Consider the following 15,180-nt stretch of genomic DNA (forward strand, 5'->3'; position numbering starts at 1 on the left):
CGTGGCGCCGGGGTGCGGGGCGCGGGGCGCCGGGGTGCGGGGCGTGGGGTGCGGGGCGCCGGGGTGCGGGGCGTGGGGTGCGGGGTGCGGGGTGTGGGGCGCGGAGGGGTGTTCGAGGTCAGGCTGGGGTGGGTGCGGGGGCGGGGGACGCCGGGGCGGTCGTCGCGAGGCCGTCCTGCTCCGTGGTGAGCAGCCGGCGCAGGGAGAGCGCGACCAGCGAGGCGACCAGGCAGCCGCCTACCACCGTCGCCACCCAGAGCATGCCGTTGGCGGCACCGATGAGCGGGCCGGCGGTCACTGGGCCGATCACACCGCTGATTCCGAAGATCATCGAACTCATCGCGTTGTAGCGGCCGCGCAGCTCGTCGGTGGCCAACGCGTTGGTCAGTGCGGGCATCACCGGGGACAGCATCGTCTCGCCGAAACCGAAGATCGCCGAGCAGAGCACCACGCACAGGGCGGCCAGCACGGCGTTCTCAGCACTGACCAGGCCGGCCGCGCCGAGGACCAGCCAGGCGGCGGCGAACACCGCTCCCACCACGGCCAACGCCCGGGTGCGGCTGCGCCCCTCGATCCGGCGGATAACCAGCAGTTGCGCGAGCACGATCATCACGGTGTTGGCGGCGAGTGCCCAGGCCACGACCCGGGGGTTCACCTCGGCCACCCGCACCGCGTACGCGGCGAAGCCCACCTCCACCTGCGCGTAGCCGCAGGTGGTGAGGATCAGCCCGAAGATCACCAGCCGCCGGAACGGGCGGTCGCGGAGCACCGTCAGGTAGCCACCGGGCGACGCCTCGTCGACGCCTCGACGTTTGCCGAGCCGGTGGCCCACTCCGGGCAGGGTGAGCAGGATCAGCGCCGGCATCAGGTAGGTCACCGCGTCCAGCAGGTAGATCGCCTGGAAGGTGCCGGGCCGGGCGGTGTCGACGATCGCGCCGGACGTCATGCCACCGATGCCGATGCCGAGGTTGAGCAGGGCGAAGTTCAACCCGAAGACGCGTTGCCGCTCATCGTCGTCGGTCAGCGACGCGAGGATGGTGTTCTGCCCGGACCAGATCGCCGAGCTGCCGATGGCGATGACCGTCATCACCAGCAGGGCCGAGCCGGTCGAGTGGACCAGCGCCAACGAGCCGGTGCCGATCGCCTCGATCAGCAGGCAGGGCACCACCACCCGGCGGGCGCCGATCCGGTCGATCAGCGTCCCGCCCAGCGGCGACAGGGCCAGGGTGACCACGCCGTACCAGCCGATGACGAGCCCCGCGCGGGTGTCGGTCAGCCCGCGTACGTCGGTCAGGTAGATGAACAGGAACGGCAGGGTCAGACCCCGCCCGATCGCCGACAGCAGAGTGCCGAGGAGGATCCGGCGAGCTTCCGAACGGCGGGGCAGGGCACGACGCAGCATGCAGGCATTCTGTTCGGTGGGTCTGACGCCGCGCGAACCGTTTTGGCCACGCCTCGCGGTCACCGGGACCGGCGGGTGACCAATCCCACGTTGATCCACTCGCTGTGGTCGAGGCCGGTTGGTGTCCGCCGGGTCTGCAATGCTGGCGCGATGACCGGCACCTGGCGACATCTGCCCGCTACCGCCCGCGCCATCGCGTTGACCGCTACGACGGCCGTCGCCGCCGCCCAGGCACGCGACGGTCAGGCGTACGACGAGGCGGTCGGCGGTCTCGCCGCTGACGAGCGTTCCGGCCTGGTGCTCGGCGCGGTGGTCCGGTTGCTGCTGGAGGAGAGCCACCCGGACGGGTTGACCGGCGACGACATCCGCCAGGTGTTGACCCGTTGCGTGCAGGAGTCGACGCGGTGGCGAACGGATGTCGACCCGCACGTGGTGCTGGTCCTGCTGGCCGGCGCGCTGGGCGTGTACGACCCCGACGGCGACGAGTCACCGCCGGACGCGTCGGCGCTGGCCCGACACGCTCCACTACTGGTGGCCGACCTGTTGGCGGCGACCAGCGTCCCGTTGGAGGACTACCTGGCCGCCGCGTTCGCCGAGATCGAGCGCACCGAGCGGCAGGACTGAGATCGAGCGCACCGAGCGGCAGGACCGACCGGCCCGCGCCACCTCGAACGGCGTGGCGCGGACGGGTGTCAGGCCGGGTCGGGGGTCCGCTGCGCCACGACCTCCAGGTACTCCGCCGGGATGCGGACCGTGGCGTCGGTGGCGCGGTTGTGGGTGCGGGCCAGCTCCACCAGATCGGCGTGCAGGTCCGGGCGTCGCTCCTCGGGCAGCACCTCGAACGCCTTCAACGTCGGCCCGTAGTTGGCCCGGAAGAAGTCGGCGAACTCCTCCGGTGTGCCGAAACGGAAGACGAATTCCCGACGTACCGCCCGCACTTCACCCACGGCCGCGCCGAGCAGCTCGCGGACCCGGCCCTCGTCGCCCCACTCGACCGGCGGGCGCAGCCCTGCCGGTGGCGGCACATGCCGCCCCACCGTGCGGAACAGGTCGCCGATGAAGCCCTGCGGCGTCCACGACGCCAGCGCCACAGTGCCGCCGGGCCGGCAGACCCGGACCAGCTCCGCCGCCGCCCGCTCCTGGTCCGGCGCGAACATCACCCCGACGACGGAGACCACCGCGTCGAAGGACCCGTCGGCGTACGCCAGGCGCTCCGCGTCGCCGGTCACGAACGTGACCGGGAGCCGTTCCGCCGCCGCCCGCGTGTGCCCCCGTTCCAACAGTTCGGGTACGTAGTCGACGCCCGTCACGACGCAGCCGCAGCGGGCGGCGGCGATGGCGGCGTTGCCGGTGCCGGTCGCCACGTCCAGGACGAGGGCACCGGCCGACAGGTCGGCCGCGGTCACCAGCAGCTCGGAGATCGGGTGAATGAGCGCGGCGACCGCGCCGTAGTCGCCGCTGGCCCAGGTCACCTGCTGGCGTGCCTTCACGGCGCTGAGATCGATTGCGGTGGTCATGATGGTCCCCCCTCGGACGGTTCGTCGTGCCACCGACGCTAGGCGTGGCGGGGCCCCCGGGGATCGGCAGAAACACCTATGTTGGCGGCACCAGGCCCTGCCGGCGGGCCGACGCGGCCGCCTGGCCCCGGCTGGGCACCGCGAGCTTGCCCAGCACCGCCGACACGTGGTGGTCGACGGTCCGGATGGAGAGCGACAGCCGGGCGGCGATCTCGGCGTTGCTGAGCCCGTCGGCGAGCAGCACGAGCACCTCCCGTTGCCGCGCGGTCAGACCTGTCGGGTGCGCGGCTGTCGCCGGTCGTGGCCCCCTCGGCACCCGGGCCATTCCGCGTCCGCGCAGGTCGGCCCGGACCCGTCGGACCACGGCCACCGCGCCAAGCCCGTCCAGGATGCGCAGCGCCTCGCCAGCCGCCGGGTCGTCGCCGCAGGCCAGCGCCTCGGCCCGGGCGTACGGACAGCCGAGTTGCTGCCATTCTTCGGCCGCACCGGCCCAGTCGCCCTCGATCAGTCGCCGGTACGGCGATGCCAGCACGCCAATGTCCCCGACCGGCTCGCCGATTCGCCACAGCCAGTACGCCAGTTCGCCGGCGAACCAGGGCTGGCATGCCTCGATCGCGAGCCGGTACGCACGCCGCAGCTCGGCGACCGCCGGCCCTGGCTCACCGGCCAGCCAGTGCCGTTCTGCCAACGCCGCCGCGACCGGCACCACGAACTGGAGTTCTCGGCTCTGCGCCGCCCAGCGTGCCGCCGTGTCCAGGTGTGTGGTCGGCTCGTCCCGGCGGGCACTGAGCCGGCCCAGTGCGGCCAGGGCCGGGACCAGGCTCCCACCGGGCTGCGCGGCGCCGGCCAGCGCCTGTTCGGCGTCGGAGCGCGCCCCGGCCCAGTCGCCGGTGGCCAACCGCAGCCGGGCCCGGTAGCCCAGCAGGTGCCGGGTGTACCCGTCGAGGTCCCGGCTGGTGGTGAACCGTAGCGCCCGGTCCAGGGCCTCGGCGGCCGGCGTGACCCGGTGCCACTCCACGGTCAGGGTGGCCAGGTTGACCAACGCCCGCGCCGCGTGATCGTCCAGGTGGTGTGCGGCGGCCAGGGTGTGCCCGCGCTCCAGCTCGATGATGCCCGCGACGTCTCCGCCCTGAAGGCGCGCCGAACCGACGTTGACCAGAGCGTGCGCCTCGGTCTCCACGTCACCGAGCCGCCGGGCCAGCTCCCGGGCCCGGTTGCCCCAGTCGATGGAACGGCGGTTCTCGTCGGCGAGCATGAGCAGCTGCGACATGTTGCTGTAGGCCATCGCCAGCTGCCTGCCGGGAGGCGCGGACTCCAGCACCTGGACGGCTCGGGTGCCCGCCGCCCGGGCCGCCGGACTGTCTCCGGTCCACCAGCACAGCCGGGACACCCAGCGCAGGTTCTCGCCGATCCGCAGCGGGTCGCCGTCGGCCTCCCGTAGGGCGAGCGCCTCGCGGCGGGCGGCCAGCGCCTGCGCGGCCAGCCCGGCCAGGTACGCCGCCGTCGCGTACGCCTCCAACAGCTCCGCATGGCGCGGCGCGGGCAGGCCAGCGGCGTGCGGCAGTACAACGGCAAGGTGGTCGGCGGCCTGCAGGTGGGCACCAGCCCGACTGGCCCGCTCGGCCGCCACGGGCGCCCAACGCAGCACGGCCTCCGGATCATCGGCGTGGTGCGCGTGGTGCACCAGCCGGGCGGCGTCCACGTCGGCACGTGGCGTGAGCCGAGCCAGCACGGCAGCATGCAGTGCCACCCGACGCACCGGCGACAGCGACTCGCGTACCGCCCGACCCAGCAGCTCGTGCCGGAACGCCACCGCGTTGCCGACCGACACCAGCATTCCCCGGTCGAGGCATTCCTGCACTGCCGCAGGCGGGCGATCGTCCAGCAGGTACGGCTCGGCCCGGGACGGAACCACTGAGACCAGGGCGGCGACCTCCCGGGCCGGCGGCGGCAGCGCGGCCAGCCGGGCCAACACCAGATCGCGCACGGTCGGCGGCACGCCCGGGCCGGTCGCGGCCAGCACCTCGGTGACCAGCAGCGGGTTGCCGCCGGTGGCCTGGTACAACCCATTCAGGCTCCGGCCGGCGGTGCGGGCAAGCGCCGCGACGGCATCGGTCGACAGCGCCGGCAGCGGGACCCGACGGACCAGCGGACGGGGCAGGCCCGCGAGCACGGCGTGCAGTGGATGCTCCGCCCCGAGCTCGTCGTCGCGCACGGTCAGCACGAGCAGCGCCGGGTGGCGGGCCAGCCGCCTCCCCAGGTACGCGATCAGGTCCAGAGTGGCCCCGTCCGCCCAGTGCGCGTCCTCCACCACCATCACCGTCCGGCGGCCGGGCCGGGGACCGGTCAGCTCGTCGAGGAGCGCGTCGAACACGGCACCCCGGCGTTCGGCCTCCGTCACGGCGTGCAGCGCGGCCAGTCGGTCCGCGAGCACCCCGCCCACCTGACGGGCGACGTCGTGCAGCGGGCCGAGCGCCCGAGGCGTCAGCAGCGGATCGCAGCTGCCCCAGAGCACCCTTGCCCTGGTCGTCGCGGCGAACGCGCCGACCAGGGCGGACTTGCCGGCACCCGCCTCGCCCGTGACGAGCGCGATCGCGCCGCCGGGGGAGACCAGCAGCCCGTCCAGGGTGGCGAGCGCGTCCGCGCGCTCCAGCAGCTCCATCGAGGTCGATGCTAGTCAGCGGGGTGCCGCCCAGGCATCGGCCGCGACGGCGGCTTCCCCACGTTTTCGCTGCAGAGTTCGGGCCGGAGGGAGCGCGGCCCGCCGAGCACAACCGCTGCCTGGGCAGCCTCGGCGGGGACGGCGCTCTCCCACGTCACTCAGGCCCGACCCACCTGGACCTTCGGCGACGTCGCCGCTGACGCCGCTGCGGGCCGTTGCGGTACCACCACGAGCCCGTAGTTGTAGTTGGCCATCAGCAGGTCCTTCAGGCCGTCGTTGTTGATGTCGGCGACCGCGAGCCCACGGGGGGTGAAGGAGCTGGCGGGCGGCAACTGGGACACCCGGAACTCGTTGCCCAGCCAGCCGTCCGGCCGCTGCAGTAGGACGCTCGCCGCGCTCCAACCGCCGTGAGTGATGGCGACGTCGTCCCGACCGTCGTTGTTGACATCTGCGATCGCGATGGCGTCCGGCATCTCGTAGACCGGGTAGCGGATCCACCGTCCGAGCACACCGCTGCTGTCGTGGGTGAGCACCTGCACCTGGGCGTTCGGCGCGTTGCCGGACACGGTGACGACGACGTCCTTCCTGCCGTCGCCCGTCACGTCGCCGACGGCCATGGAAGCGACAGTCTGCAGGTGTCCGGCGGGCGCCTGATACCCCACCGGGTCGGCGAACGACCGAGGCTCCACCTGGGCGCTGATCTGGATCAGCTGCCCGAGCTGCACCACCAGGTCCGGCCGGCCGTCCCCGGTCATGTCGACCACGTCCAGCACGAAGCCGCGGTGCGGCGAGGCGAGAGCCGCGGGCGCGAAGCTACCGTTGTCGTCGCCGTACCGCACCAGGACGCCGTTGTCGCTCACCGCGACGATGTCCGTCCGGCCGTCACCATCGAGGTCGCGGAGCCTGAGGTCGATGAGGTCGTCGGCGAACGACAGGTGCTCGGCCGTCGAGAGCCCCGATCCGGTACGGCGGAACACGTCGACCCCGTCGCCCGTGGCGACGACCAGTTCGTCCGCGCCGTCACCGTCCAGGTCGCCGATCACCGGGTACATGCTGCCGCCGGTGGAGGTCGACATCGCTACCTGCTGCTTCATCACGAGCTGGTTGTCCGCCTCCTGCACGAACAGGAAAGCGGAGTGGTCGTTCGCGTCGTCGGAGTACTCGGTCGTCGTGATCACCACGTCCGAGAGGCCATCGCCGGTCAGGTCTCCGGCGGCGACCGCTTCCTCCCAGGAGCCGAGCTTCAGCCACGAGGGCCCGTTGAAGGCCACGGACCCGTAGGGCTGGGTGACCACGGGCACGGCATCGCCGGACACGCTCGCCCCGGCCGGTTGCCAGTCGGAGCCCTGGAACTGCGCATAGACCGAGGTCGGAGTCCATCCAGTGCCGTTGACCATGGCGATCGCCGTGCCGTCGGTGCCGTTGACACTGGCGAACGCGACAGCGCCGGCCGCGGACATGAACGCCACCTCGCCGCTGGGAATCCGGCCGTCGGCGTACCGCACGTTCGCGATGAGCAGGATCCGCTGTCCCTGCTCCACCGAGCCCGGTGACACCGTGATCGTCGTCGTGGTGGGGGGTCCGGTGTAGACCCGTACGGCGTCGGACGTGGCCGTGGCGCCGCCCGCGGCGACTGCCCGGATCCAGTAGACGTAGCGGGTGGCGACCGTGAGGCCGGTGTCCAGGTACTCGGTCGACGTCGTGGTGCCGACCACCGTCTCCACCGGGACCGCGTTACTCAGGCGGACGATCTCGTAGCGCACGGTGCCGGCCACGGCCTTCCACCGTAGGGTCATGCTCGTCTCCGCGGCGCTTGCCCGTACGTCGACGGGCTTCGGAAGCGAGGTCTGCACCGACACCTCGGACGAGTCGCCCGACGCCCGCTTGCCGGACCGGGACCGCACCACGTAGTAGTAGGTGGTCTCGGCGGCAACGGTTTCGTCGATGTACGACGTCCCGGTGGCGGTTCCCAGCATCGTGTACGGGCCACCCGACACGGTCGCACGCCGTACTTCATAGCTGCTGGCGCCTGCCACCGCCTGCCAGCTCACCTCGACCCGGGTCTCGGACACCGGTTTCGCGCCGACCGAAGCCGGTGGTGGCAGGGCCGCCGCGAACGCCGGTGTGCTGGACGCCACCATCACGAGCAGAGCCATCAGCAAGACCATCACGCCACGATTCAGCCTTCGCAGTTGCGACAACATGCGCATCTCCAGATCCCCCCGGGGGCTTGTCACAGGCAGCCGTTGATACAGCGGCGGCGCATGCGGGAACGTCACGCGGGACGGTACGGCGGACCGATCAGGGAGCGGGGCCGGTCATGGGTTACGCACACCGCCGAGGCCGACGGAGGACCAGCCGTGACCAGCCGGCGACCCCGGCCGATGGGAAGATCGCCGGCGGCAAGAGAAAAGGCCAGGTGAGAGAAGATCTCACCTGGCCTTTTGCCTCTGGTCGGGGTGGCCGGATTCGAACCGACGACCTCTTCGTCCCGAACGAAGCGCGCTACCAAGCTGCGCCACACCCCGAGGCGTGCCGACAAATAGTAGCCCACCCGCCCCGATGGTCAAACTCGGTACCCCCGCCGCCCCGACCGTGCCCGGGGTGGCCAAGATCCGCACAACTTCCGGGATGTTGCCGCCTCGCGACGCGTCGAGACAGCAACATCCCGGATGGTTCGCGAATCTTGAAGCGAATCTTGAAGCGGGGTGGCGGCGGGGTGGCGACCAACCGGCGGTCAGCGGGGGATGAGGGTCAGGATGCTGGCCTCCGGGGGGCAGGCGAAGCGGATCGGGGCAGTCGGGTGGGTGCCGAGGCCGGCGGAGACGTGCAGCCAGGAGTCCGAGCCCGGCCACCGGTGCAGGCCGCGCGCCATCGAGCGGGGCAGGCCACAGTTGGTCACCAGCGCCCCGAAGCCGGGTACGCAGACCTGACCACCGTGGGTGTGCCCGGCCAGCAGCAGCCCGAAGCCGTCCGCCGCCATCTGGTCGAGCACCCGTGGTTCGGGTGAGTGGGTCAGCGCGATGGAGAGGTCCGCCGAGGACGACACCGCGCCGGCCACGGAGGGGTAGTCGTCCCGGTCGATGTGCGGGTCGTCGACGCCGACCAGGTCGAGCTGTCGGCCACCGGCCTTCAGCATGGTCCGGGCGTTGTTGAGGTCCGCCCAGCCGGCGCCGGTGAAGACCTGACGCAGCTCCTCGTAGGGCAGCTCGACGCCCTCGGTGTACTCCCGGTCGGGCAGGAAGTAGGTGAAGGGGTTCTTCAGCACCGGCCCGGTGTAGTCGTTGGAGCCGAACACGAACGCGCCCGGGTAGTCCAGCAGTGGTTGCAGGGCCCGCAGCACCCCGGGCACCGCGCCAGGGTGCGCCATGTTGTCGCCGGTGACCACCACCAGGTCGGGGTCGAGGGCGGCCAGCGATGCCACCCAGCGCTGCTTGCGCGCCTGGTCGGGCATCATGTGCAGGTCCGACAGGTGCAGCACGCGCAGCGGCTCCGCGTCGGCCGGGAGCACCGGCACGTCGTACCGCCGCAGGGTGAACATGTTGCGCTCGACGAGCGACGCGTACGCGAGGGTGGCCGCGCCGATCGTGGCGGTTCCGGCGGCGAGCCGGAATAGTGTGCGCTTTCGCATGGCGTTCAGGGTAGTTTGACCGTCCATGAGCACGCTGAAGGACCGCCTCACTGCCGACATGCGTTCCGCGCTCAAGGCGCGCGACGAGCTGACCACCTCCACGCTGCGGATGGCCCTGGCCGCCGTCGGCACCGCCGAGGTCGCCGGCAAGGCCAAGCGCGAGCTCACCGATGACGAGGTGCTCGCGGTGCTGACCAAGGAAGCCAAGAAGCGTCGGGAGGCGGCCACCGCCTTCGCCGACGCCGGGCGCGCCGAGCAGGCAGCGAAGGAGAGCGCCGAGGGTGAGGTGCTGGACCGCTACCTGCCCAAGCAGCTCTCGGACGCCGAGCTGACCGAGCTGGTGTCGGGGGCGCTCGCCGCGGGCGGCTTCACCGGCAAGGCCCAGATGGGCCCGGCGATGAAGGCGGCCCAGGCCGCGGTGGCGGGCCAGGCCGAGGGTGGCCGGGTGGCCGCCGAGGTACGCCGACAGCTCGGTCTCTGACCCAGCGGGGTCAGCGGCGCGCAGGACCTGCGCCGCCGCTCGCTGGTCCGGACAGACGAAACGGGCGGGCACCCGAGGAGGGCGCCCGCCCGTTGTGTCCTACTCGTCGGCTCAGCCGTTCGGACGGCCGTTGCCTGGTCGGCCGGGTTGGTTGCCGGGCTGGCCGCCCGGAGTGCCGTTGGTGTTGCCCGGCGTACCGCCGCCGCTGCTGACCTGGATGGTGACCACGCCACCCTTGATCGTCCGTCCGTCCGGGCTGGTGCCGGCCGCGTCGCCCGCCTTGCAGGACGACGGCACCTTGGCGCTGGAGACAACAGGCTCGAAGCCGGCGCCCTTGAGCCGGGACTTCGCCTGATCCACCGAAACGCACTTCACGTCGGGGATGCTGCGCTGGTCACCCTCGGAGATCTTCTGGCCCGGAGGCTCGAACTGGATCCGCGGTTTGCCCTTCATGGCATCCCGCAGGGTCTCGTACACCGGCGGGTTGATGCCGTCCTTCTGGGAGTGCTTCATCTTGACGTTCGTCTGCGGCCAGTCCGGGTCGGCCATGATGCCGGCCACCGAGTACTGCTTGGTCATGGCGACCAGGGCGGCCGTCTTCTCCGAGTCGGTGGTGCCGGACTTGCCGGCCACCGGCGCGTCGACGATGCCCTTCACGACGGCGGCCGTACGGCTGCCACCGCACTTGCTGGTTCTGGAGTTGTCGCCGACCGGGCAACGGGCGGCGTCCACGGCGGCCCGGGCCACCTCGGTGCTGAACCGCTTCTCGCAGCGCGGGTTGGCGATGTCCAGCTTGTTGCCCTCCGGGTCCCGGATTTCCTGCACCGGGATCGGCTCGCAGTACTTGCCGTCGGCCGCCAGGGTCGCGTACGCGTTGGCCAGGTCGAGTGGGGTGGTGGAGGAGACACCAAGGGTGAAGGCGCCCCACTGGTGGGCATCGTTCTTGGTCGCGGCGAACTTGGCGTCGTTGCTCGCCCGGAACTGGATGCCGGCCCGCCGGGCGGCGTCGACCACGTTCTCCGCACCGACCTGCTGCTGCAGTGGGACGAAGTAGGTGTTGACCGACTGGGCGAACGCGCTCCACATGTTCTGCACGCCGCCGGGCTTGAGACCGGAGTTGGTCGGGCAGTAGAAGTGGGTGCCCTTGCAGGCCGCCGGGCTGCTGCTGTCGATGATGTATTCCGACTTGAACTGCTGCGGCGCGTTGAAGGTGTAGCTGAGCGGAATGCCCTTCTCCAGGGCGGCGACGATGCTGAAGATCTTGAAGGTCGAGCCGGCCTGGTAACCGGTGATGCCGTTGCCGCCGGTGAGCAGCGGGTTGACCGTCGCCGGGTAGTTGCCCCGGATCTTCTTCTTACTCTTCGCGGGGTCGCTAGAGAGCTTGTTCTTCGGGTTCTTCGGGTCGTCGAGCTTGAACTGCCGGTTGACCGCGAGCGCCCGCACCCGGCCGGTGCCCGGCTCGACCACCGCGACCATTGCCGCTTCCTTGCTGTTCACGCTCTTGGCCTTACGGACCGCCTTGTCCGCGCCGCGCTGCGCCTGGACGTCGATCGAGGTGACGACGGTGTAGCCGCCGCTCTTCAGCCGCCGCTCCCGGTCGTACGTGGTCGAGCCGAACGTCTCCTGCTCCATCCACCAGCGGTAGAAGTAGTCGCAGAAGAAGCCCCACTCGTTGACGTTGGCGGCGACGCAGCCGTTCGGGGTGCGCTTGTCCTTCACCACCAGCTTGGTCGCCTTGGCGGCGTCCGCCTCCTGCTGGGTGATGGCTTTGATGTCGACCATGTTCTGGATGACGTAGTTGCGCCGATCCAGTGCGAGCGGGTAACCCGCCTCGGTGGTCGGGTCGTTCGTCGTCGGCGCCTTGACCATGCCGGCCAGCAACGCCGCTTCCTCGATCTTCAGCTTGCTCGGCGACTTACCGAAGTAGACCTGGCTGGCGGCGTAGATGCCGTACGCGCCGTTGCCGAACGAGGCCAGGTTGAGGTAGCGGGTGAGGATCTCGTCCTTGGAGAACTCCTTGTCGACCTGGAGGGCCAGCCGCATCTCGCGGAGCTTGCGGGCGCTGGTGTCCTCGGTCGCCGCGACGACGTCCGCCGGGTGGGTGGCCGAGTAGGCGATGGCCAGTCGGACGTACTGCATGGTCAGCGTCGACGCGCCCTGCCGGCCGGAGCCTTCGCTCTGGTTGTTGACGAACGCGCGGGCGACACCGTTGATGTCGACGCCGTTGTGCTTGTAGAAGTCATGGTCCTCGGCCGCGATGATGGCCTTCTGCATGAACGGCGAGATGTCGGCGAGCTTCACGTCACGCCGGTTCTCGTCGTACATCGTCGCGAGCGGTGTCTTGCCGTCCGATGCCAGCAGGTAGCTGATCTGTGGCGCGCGGGCCACCGTCAGCTCCGTGGGCAGGGCACCGAATGTCTCGGCGCCGGCCTTTGCGGCCAAGCCGGACATCGCTACCGCGGGGAAGGCCGCCGCAGCGACCACCACGCCGGCCAGCAGGCCACACACGGCTAGCGATGCGGCGTTGGTCAGCACATTGTGGTCACGTTTCCGCATCCAGGTCACCTCGACAGGGTACGCGAGTAGGGAACGAGGGGCGCTGGGGCGTTCTTTCCCCATTTCCTGCGTGCGCTGCCCTCGTTGTGCTAAACGCACGACCCCCGGTGCTTGGTTGCGTGTGACCTGGCGTGAGTCTCCTCCGATTCAGTGAGGCGGCGCAGCGTTATCGCTGACCTCGGCGGGGTAACCGGCGGTCGAACGCCCGGGAAGCCGGGAGTGTCCGGAATGATGGATTTCGTCGACAACGTTGCGTAATCAGTCGACTACAGAGCATGATGGAGGCGGCGACAGCGCCACATGTCGTCCGCGCCGCCTTGGGGAAGGCAGGCCGGGCGATCGGGGGGAATTGCCGGCTGGCGTGCATCGACGAGGTCGGTAGGTACTGCAAGGGGGGACGTGTACACATGGGCATGATCACTGACTGGCCGTCGCTGGCGGCATGTCAGAACGGGGACCCGGACGCGTTGTTCGTACAGGGCGCCGAACAGAACGTGGCGAAGCGGATCTGCCGGAGCTGCCCAGTTCGGTACGAGTGCCTGGCCGACGCGCTGGACAACCGGATCGAGTTCGGTGTGTGGGGCGGCATGACCGAACGCGAACGGCGGGCGCTACTGCGTCGTCACCCGCAGGTGACGAGCTGGCGCAAGATGTTCGAGGCCGCGATGAAGAAGAACAGCAAGGACAAGGCCGGCAAGGACAAGATTCTCGTCAGCGCGGCCAACTGACGCCGGTCACGGCCGGCTGATCGCCGCGCCGATCGTCCGTAGCCCGTCGACGTCGTGCACGTCGGCGGGCTGCGCCGTGACCGAAACCGCCGGCACGGCAGGGAACGCCTCGGTGAAGCGCGCGGCGACCTGCTGCTCGCGTACCGCCTGGCGAGCCAACGCCGCGTGCGCCCGCAGCACGTCGGCGGTGGCCTCATGCCCACCCAGCTGGGTCAGCCGCTCGGCGGCGACCCGGCTCTGCTCGGCGTCCAGCTCCGGGACCGCCGGGCGGTGTACCCGGTTGAGCACCAGGCCGGCCAGCGGCATCCGCTCGTCCCGCAGCCGGCCCGCGAAATAGGCGGCCTCCCGGACCGCGTCCGGCTCCGGCGTCGCGACCAGCAGAAAGGCCGTCTCCCGCGCCTGCAGGATGCGGTACGTCTGCTCGGCGCGCTGCCGGAAACCACCGAACATCGAATCCAGTGCCGCCACGAAGCCGGACAGGTCGGTGAGCAGCTGCGCGCCGAGCACCTTCTGCACCACCTTCGAGAACATCCCGAACGAGGCCGTGACCAGGCTGAACATGCTCCGACCGCCGCTGCGCGCCGGGGCCAGCAGCAGCCGCAGCATCCGGCCGTCAAGGAAACGGGAGAGCCGAGCCGGCGCGTCCAGGAAGTCCAGTGCCGAGCGGGACGGTGGAGTGTCCACCACGATCAGGTCCCATTCGCCCCGGGCGTGCAACTGGCCCAGCTTCTCCATCGCCATGTATTCCTGCGTGCCGGCGAAGGTCGAGCTCATCGCCTGGTAGAACGGGTTCGCGAAGATCTCCGCGGCCTTCGTCGGGTCGGTGTGCTGCAACACCACGTCGTCGAAGGTGCGCTTCATGTCGAGCATCATGGCGTGCAACTCGCCGCCGCTGCTCTCGACGTCGATCCCCTTGACCTGGCGGGGGGTGTTGTCCAGCTCGGTCAGGCCCAGCGACTGGGCCAGCCGGCGGGCCGGGTCGATGGTGAGCACCACAGTGCGCCGGCCGTGGTGCTCGGCGGCCCGCAGCGCCAGCGCCGCGGCCGTGGTCGTCTTTCCCACTCCGCCGGCACCGCAGCACACGACGATCCGCACGCCTGGGTCGGCGAGGATCTGGTCGACGTCCAGCTGCGGCGCCGCGTCTTCGGAAGGCACCAATCGAGCGTATCGGGCCGGTGGGTCCGCGCGCCCGTGCTGCGCTCAGGTGTGAGTCATTCGGCGCGGACGAGGGTCTGGGCCAGGGTCGCGAGCCCCGCCCGATCAACCCCGTCGGGCAGCAACGGCAGCTCGATCATCGGCAGCCCCAACTCCACCAGGTCGGCGCGGAGCGAATCTTCCAGTTCACGCCGGATGAGCTGATCACGTGCCTCATCGTGCAATCCGGCCACAATGTCCCGATCGGCCGGCAGCCCGGCGGCGACCAGCCCGCGCTTCAACTCCGCGGCGGTGACCGCCGCTCCGGCGGGCAGCGGCGGCCGGACTCCGTTGACGAGCACCTTCCCGACGCCGAAGCCGAGGGCGGTCAGGTCGGCGATCGCGTCGACCGTCTCCTGGATCGGCATCTCCTCCAGCAGCGTGACCACGTGCACCGCGGTCATCGGGGACCGCAGCAACGCGGCGACCCCCTCGCTCTGGGTCTTGATCGGGCCCACCTTGGCCAGCCGGGCGGTCTCCGCCGTCACGTTGAGGAACCGGCCGATCCGCCCGGTCGGCGGGGCGTCCAGCACCACCGCGTCGTACGCGCGCCGCTGCCCGGTGGTGCGGGTGGTGGCCTCCTTCACCTTGCCGGTGAGGAGGACGTCCCGCAGGCCGGGCGCGATGGTGGTGGCGAAGTCGATGGCGCCGAGCTTGCGCAGTGCCCGGCCCGCCGCGCCCAGTTTGTAGAACATGTCCAGGTACTCGAGCAGCGCCTCCTCGGCGTCCACCGCGAGCGCGCGCACCTCACCGCCGTCCGGCGCGTCGGCGAGGTGCCGCTCCTCGTAGGGCAGCGGCTCGATGCCGAACAGTTGGGCGATGCCCTGCCGCCCCTCGACCTCGACCAGCAGGGTGCGCCGGCCGCCGGCGGCGAGCGCGAGGGCCAGCGCCGCCGCCACGCTGGTCTTACCGGTGCCGCCCTTGCCGGTCACCACGTGGAGACGGGCGGGCCACCCGGTACCGGCCGGGTCGATCGGACGCTCAGCTGCACACACCCGTCGAGCCTATC

11 protein-coding genes and 1 tRNA gene are annotated in these 15,180 nt (G+C 71.0%); 3 read left to right on the plus strand and 9 right to left on the minus strand.

The annotated features are described in order from the left end of the window. Positions 1-118 precede the first annotated feature (118 nt). A complete protein-coding gene (locus tag GUI43_RS23905; RefSeq protein ID WP_112699829.1) occupies positions 119-1,402 on the minus strand; it encodes an MFS transporter in 1,284 nt (427 codons plus the stop codon). A 150-nt stretch (positions 1,403-1,552) separates the two neighbouring features. On the opposite strand from GUI43_RS23905, the gene GUI43_RS23910 reads away from it, so the two are divergent. Further along, positions 1,553-2,026 (plus strand): hypothetical protein, encoded by a 474-nt coding sequence (locus GUI43_RS23910; RefSeq protein WP_112588561.1) that lies wholly within the window; start codon positions 1,553-1,555, stop codon positions 2,024-2,026. Between the two features lie 68 nt (positions 2,027-2,094). On the opposite strand, the gene GUI43_RS23915 is transcribed toward GUI43_RS23910, so the two are convergent. From GUI43_RS23915 to GUI43_RS23935, 5 genes are all read right to left on the minus strand, one after another. Continuing rightward, the gene (locus GUI43_RS23915; protein WP_112699830.1) at positions 2,095-2,919 is read right to left on the minus strand and encodes a class I SAM-dependent methyltransferase; all 825 of its coding nucleotides are present in this window, start codon (positions 2,917-2,919) and stop codon (positions 2,095-2,097) included. 76 nt (positions 2,920-2,995) lie between these two features. Continuing rightward, positions 2,996-5,581 (minus strand): ATP-binding protein, encoded by a 2,586-nt coding sequence (locus tag GUI43_RS23920; RefSeq protein WP_112699831.1) that lies wholly within the window; start codon positions 5,579-5,581, stop codon positions 2,996-2,998. A 158-nt stretch (positions 5,582-5,739) separates the two neighbouring features. After that, positions 5,740-7,737 carry an FG-GAP-like repeat-containing protein gene (locus tag GUI43_RS23925; protein ID WP_170158783.1) on the minus strand — a complete coding sequence of 666 codons (1,998 nt, stop codon included), beginning with the start codon at positions 7,735-7,737 and terminating at the stop codon, positions 5,740-5,742. A 295-nt stretch (positions 7,738-8,032) separates the two neighbouring features. Continuing rightward, a tRNA-Pro gene (locus GUI43_RS23930) sits at positions 8,033-8,109 on the minus strand. A gap of 209 nt (positions 8,110-8,318) precedes the next feature. After that, on the minus strand, positions 8,319-9,212 hold the full coding sequence (locus GUI43_RS23935) for a metallophosphoesterase (protein ID WP_091403364.1): 894 nt from the start codon (positions 9,210-9,212) through the stop codon (positions 8,319-8,321). 25 nt (positions 9,213-9,237) lie between these two features. Between GUI43_RS23935 and GUI43_RS23940 the strand changes: the two genes are divergently transcribed. Beyond that, positions 9,238-9,693, plus strand: a complete 456-nt coding sequence (locus GUI43_RS23940; protein ID WP_030328082.1) for a GatB/YqeY domain-containing protein — start codon at positions 9,238-9,240, stop codon at positions 9,691-9,693. A gap of 111 nt (positions 9,694-9,804) precedes the next feature. On the opposite strand, the gene GUI43_RS23945 is transcribed toward GUI43_RS23940, so the two are convergent. Beyond that, the gene (locus GUI43_RS23945) at positions 9,805-12,249 is read right to left on the minus strand and encodes a penicillin-binding protein (protein ID WP_112588592.1); all 2,445 of its coding nucleotides are present in this window, start codon (positions 12,247-12,249) and stop codon (positions 9,805-9,807) included. A 407-nt stretch (positions 12,250-12,656) separates the two neighbouring features. On the opposite strand from GUI43_RS23945, the gene GUI43_RS23950 reads away from it, so the two are divergent. Then, positions 12,657-12,977: a WhiB family transcriptional regulator gene (locus tag GUI43_RS23950; RefSeq protein WP_030328078.1), complete on the plus strand. Its 321-nt coding sequence runs from the start codon at positions 12,657-12,659 to the stop codon at positions 12,975-12,977. Positions 12,978-12,983: 6 nt separating this feature from the next. Here the strand turns inward: GUI43_RS23950 and bagB are convergent, their stop codons facing one another. Together bagB and bagA are read right to left on the minus strand one after the other, a co-directional pair. Beyond that, a complete protein-coding gene (bagB, locus tag GUI43_RS23955; RefSeq protein WP_091403361.1) occupies positions 12,984-14,135 on the minus strand; it encodes an ArsA family ATPase in 1,152 nt (383 codons plus the stop codon). 53 nt (positions 14,136-14,188) lie between these two features. Further along, the gene (bagA, locus tag GUI43_RS23960) at positions 14,189-15,166 is read right to left on the minus strand and encodes an ATPase BagA (RefSeq protein WP_112588553.1); all 978 of its coding nucleotides are present in this window, start codon (positions 15,164-15,166) and stop codon (positions 14,189-14,191) included. Between the last annotated feature and the right edge of the window lie 14 nt (positions 15,167-15,180).

It is taken from the genome of Micromonospora noduli (genome assembly GCF_003264365.1).
GTDB lineage: Bacteria > Actinomycetota > Actinomycetes > Mycobacteriales > Micromonosporaceae > Micromonospora > Micromonospora noduli.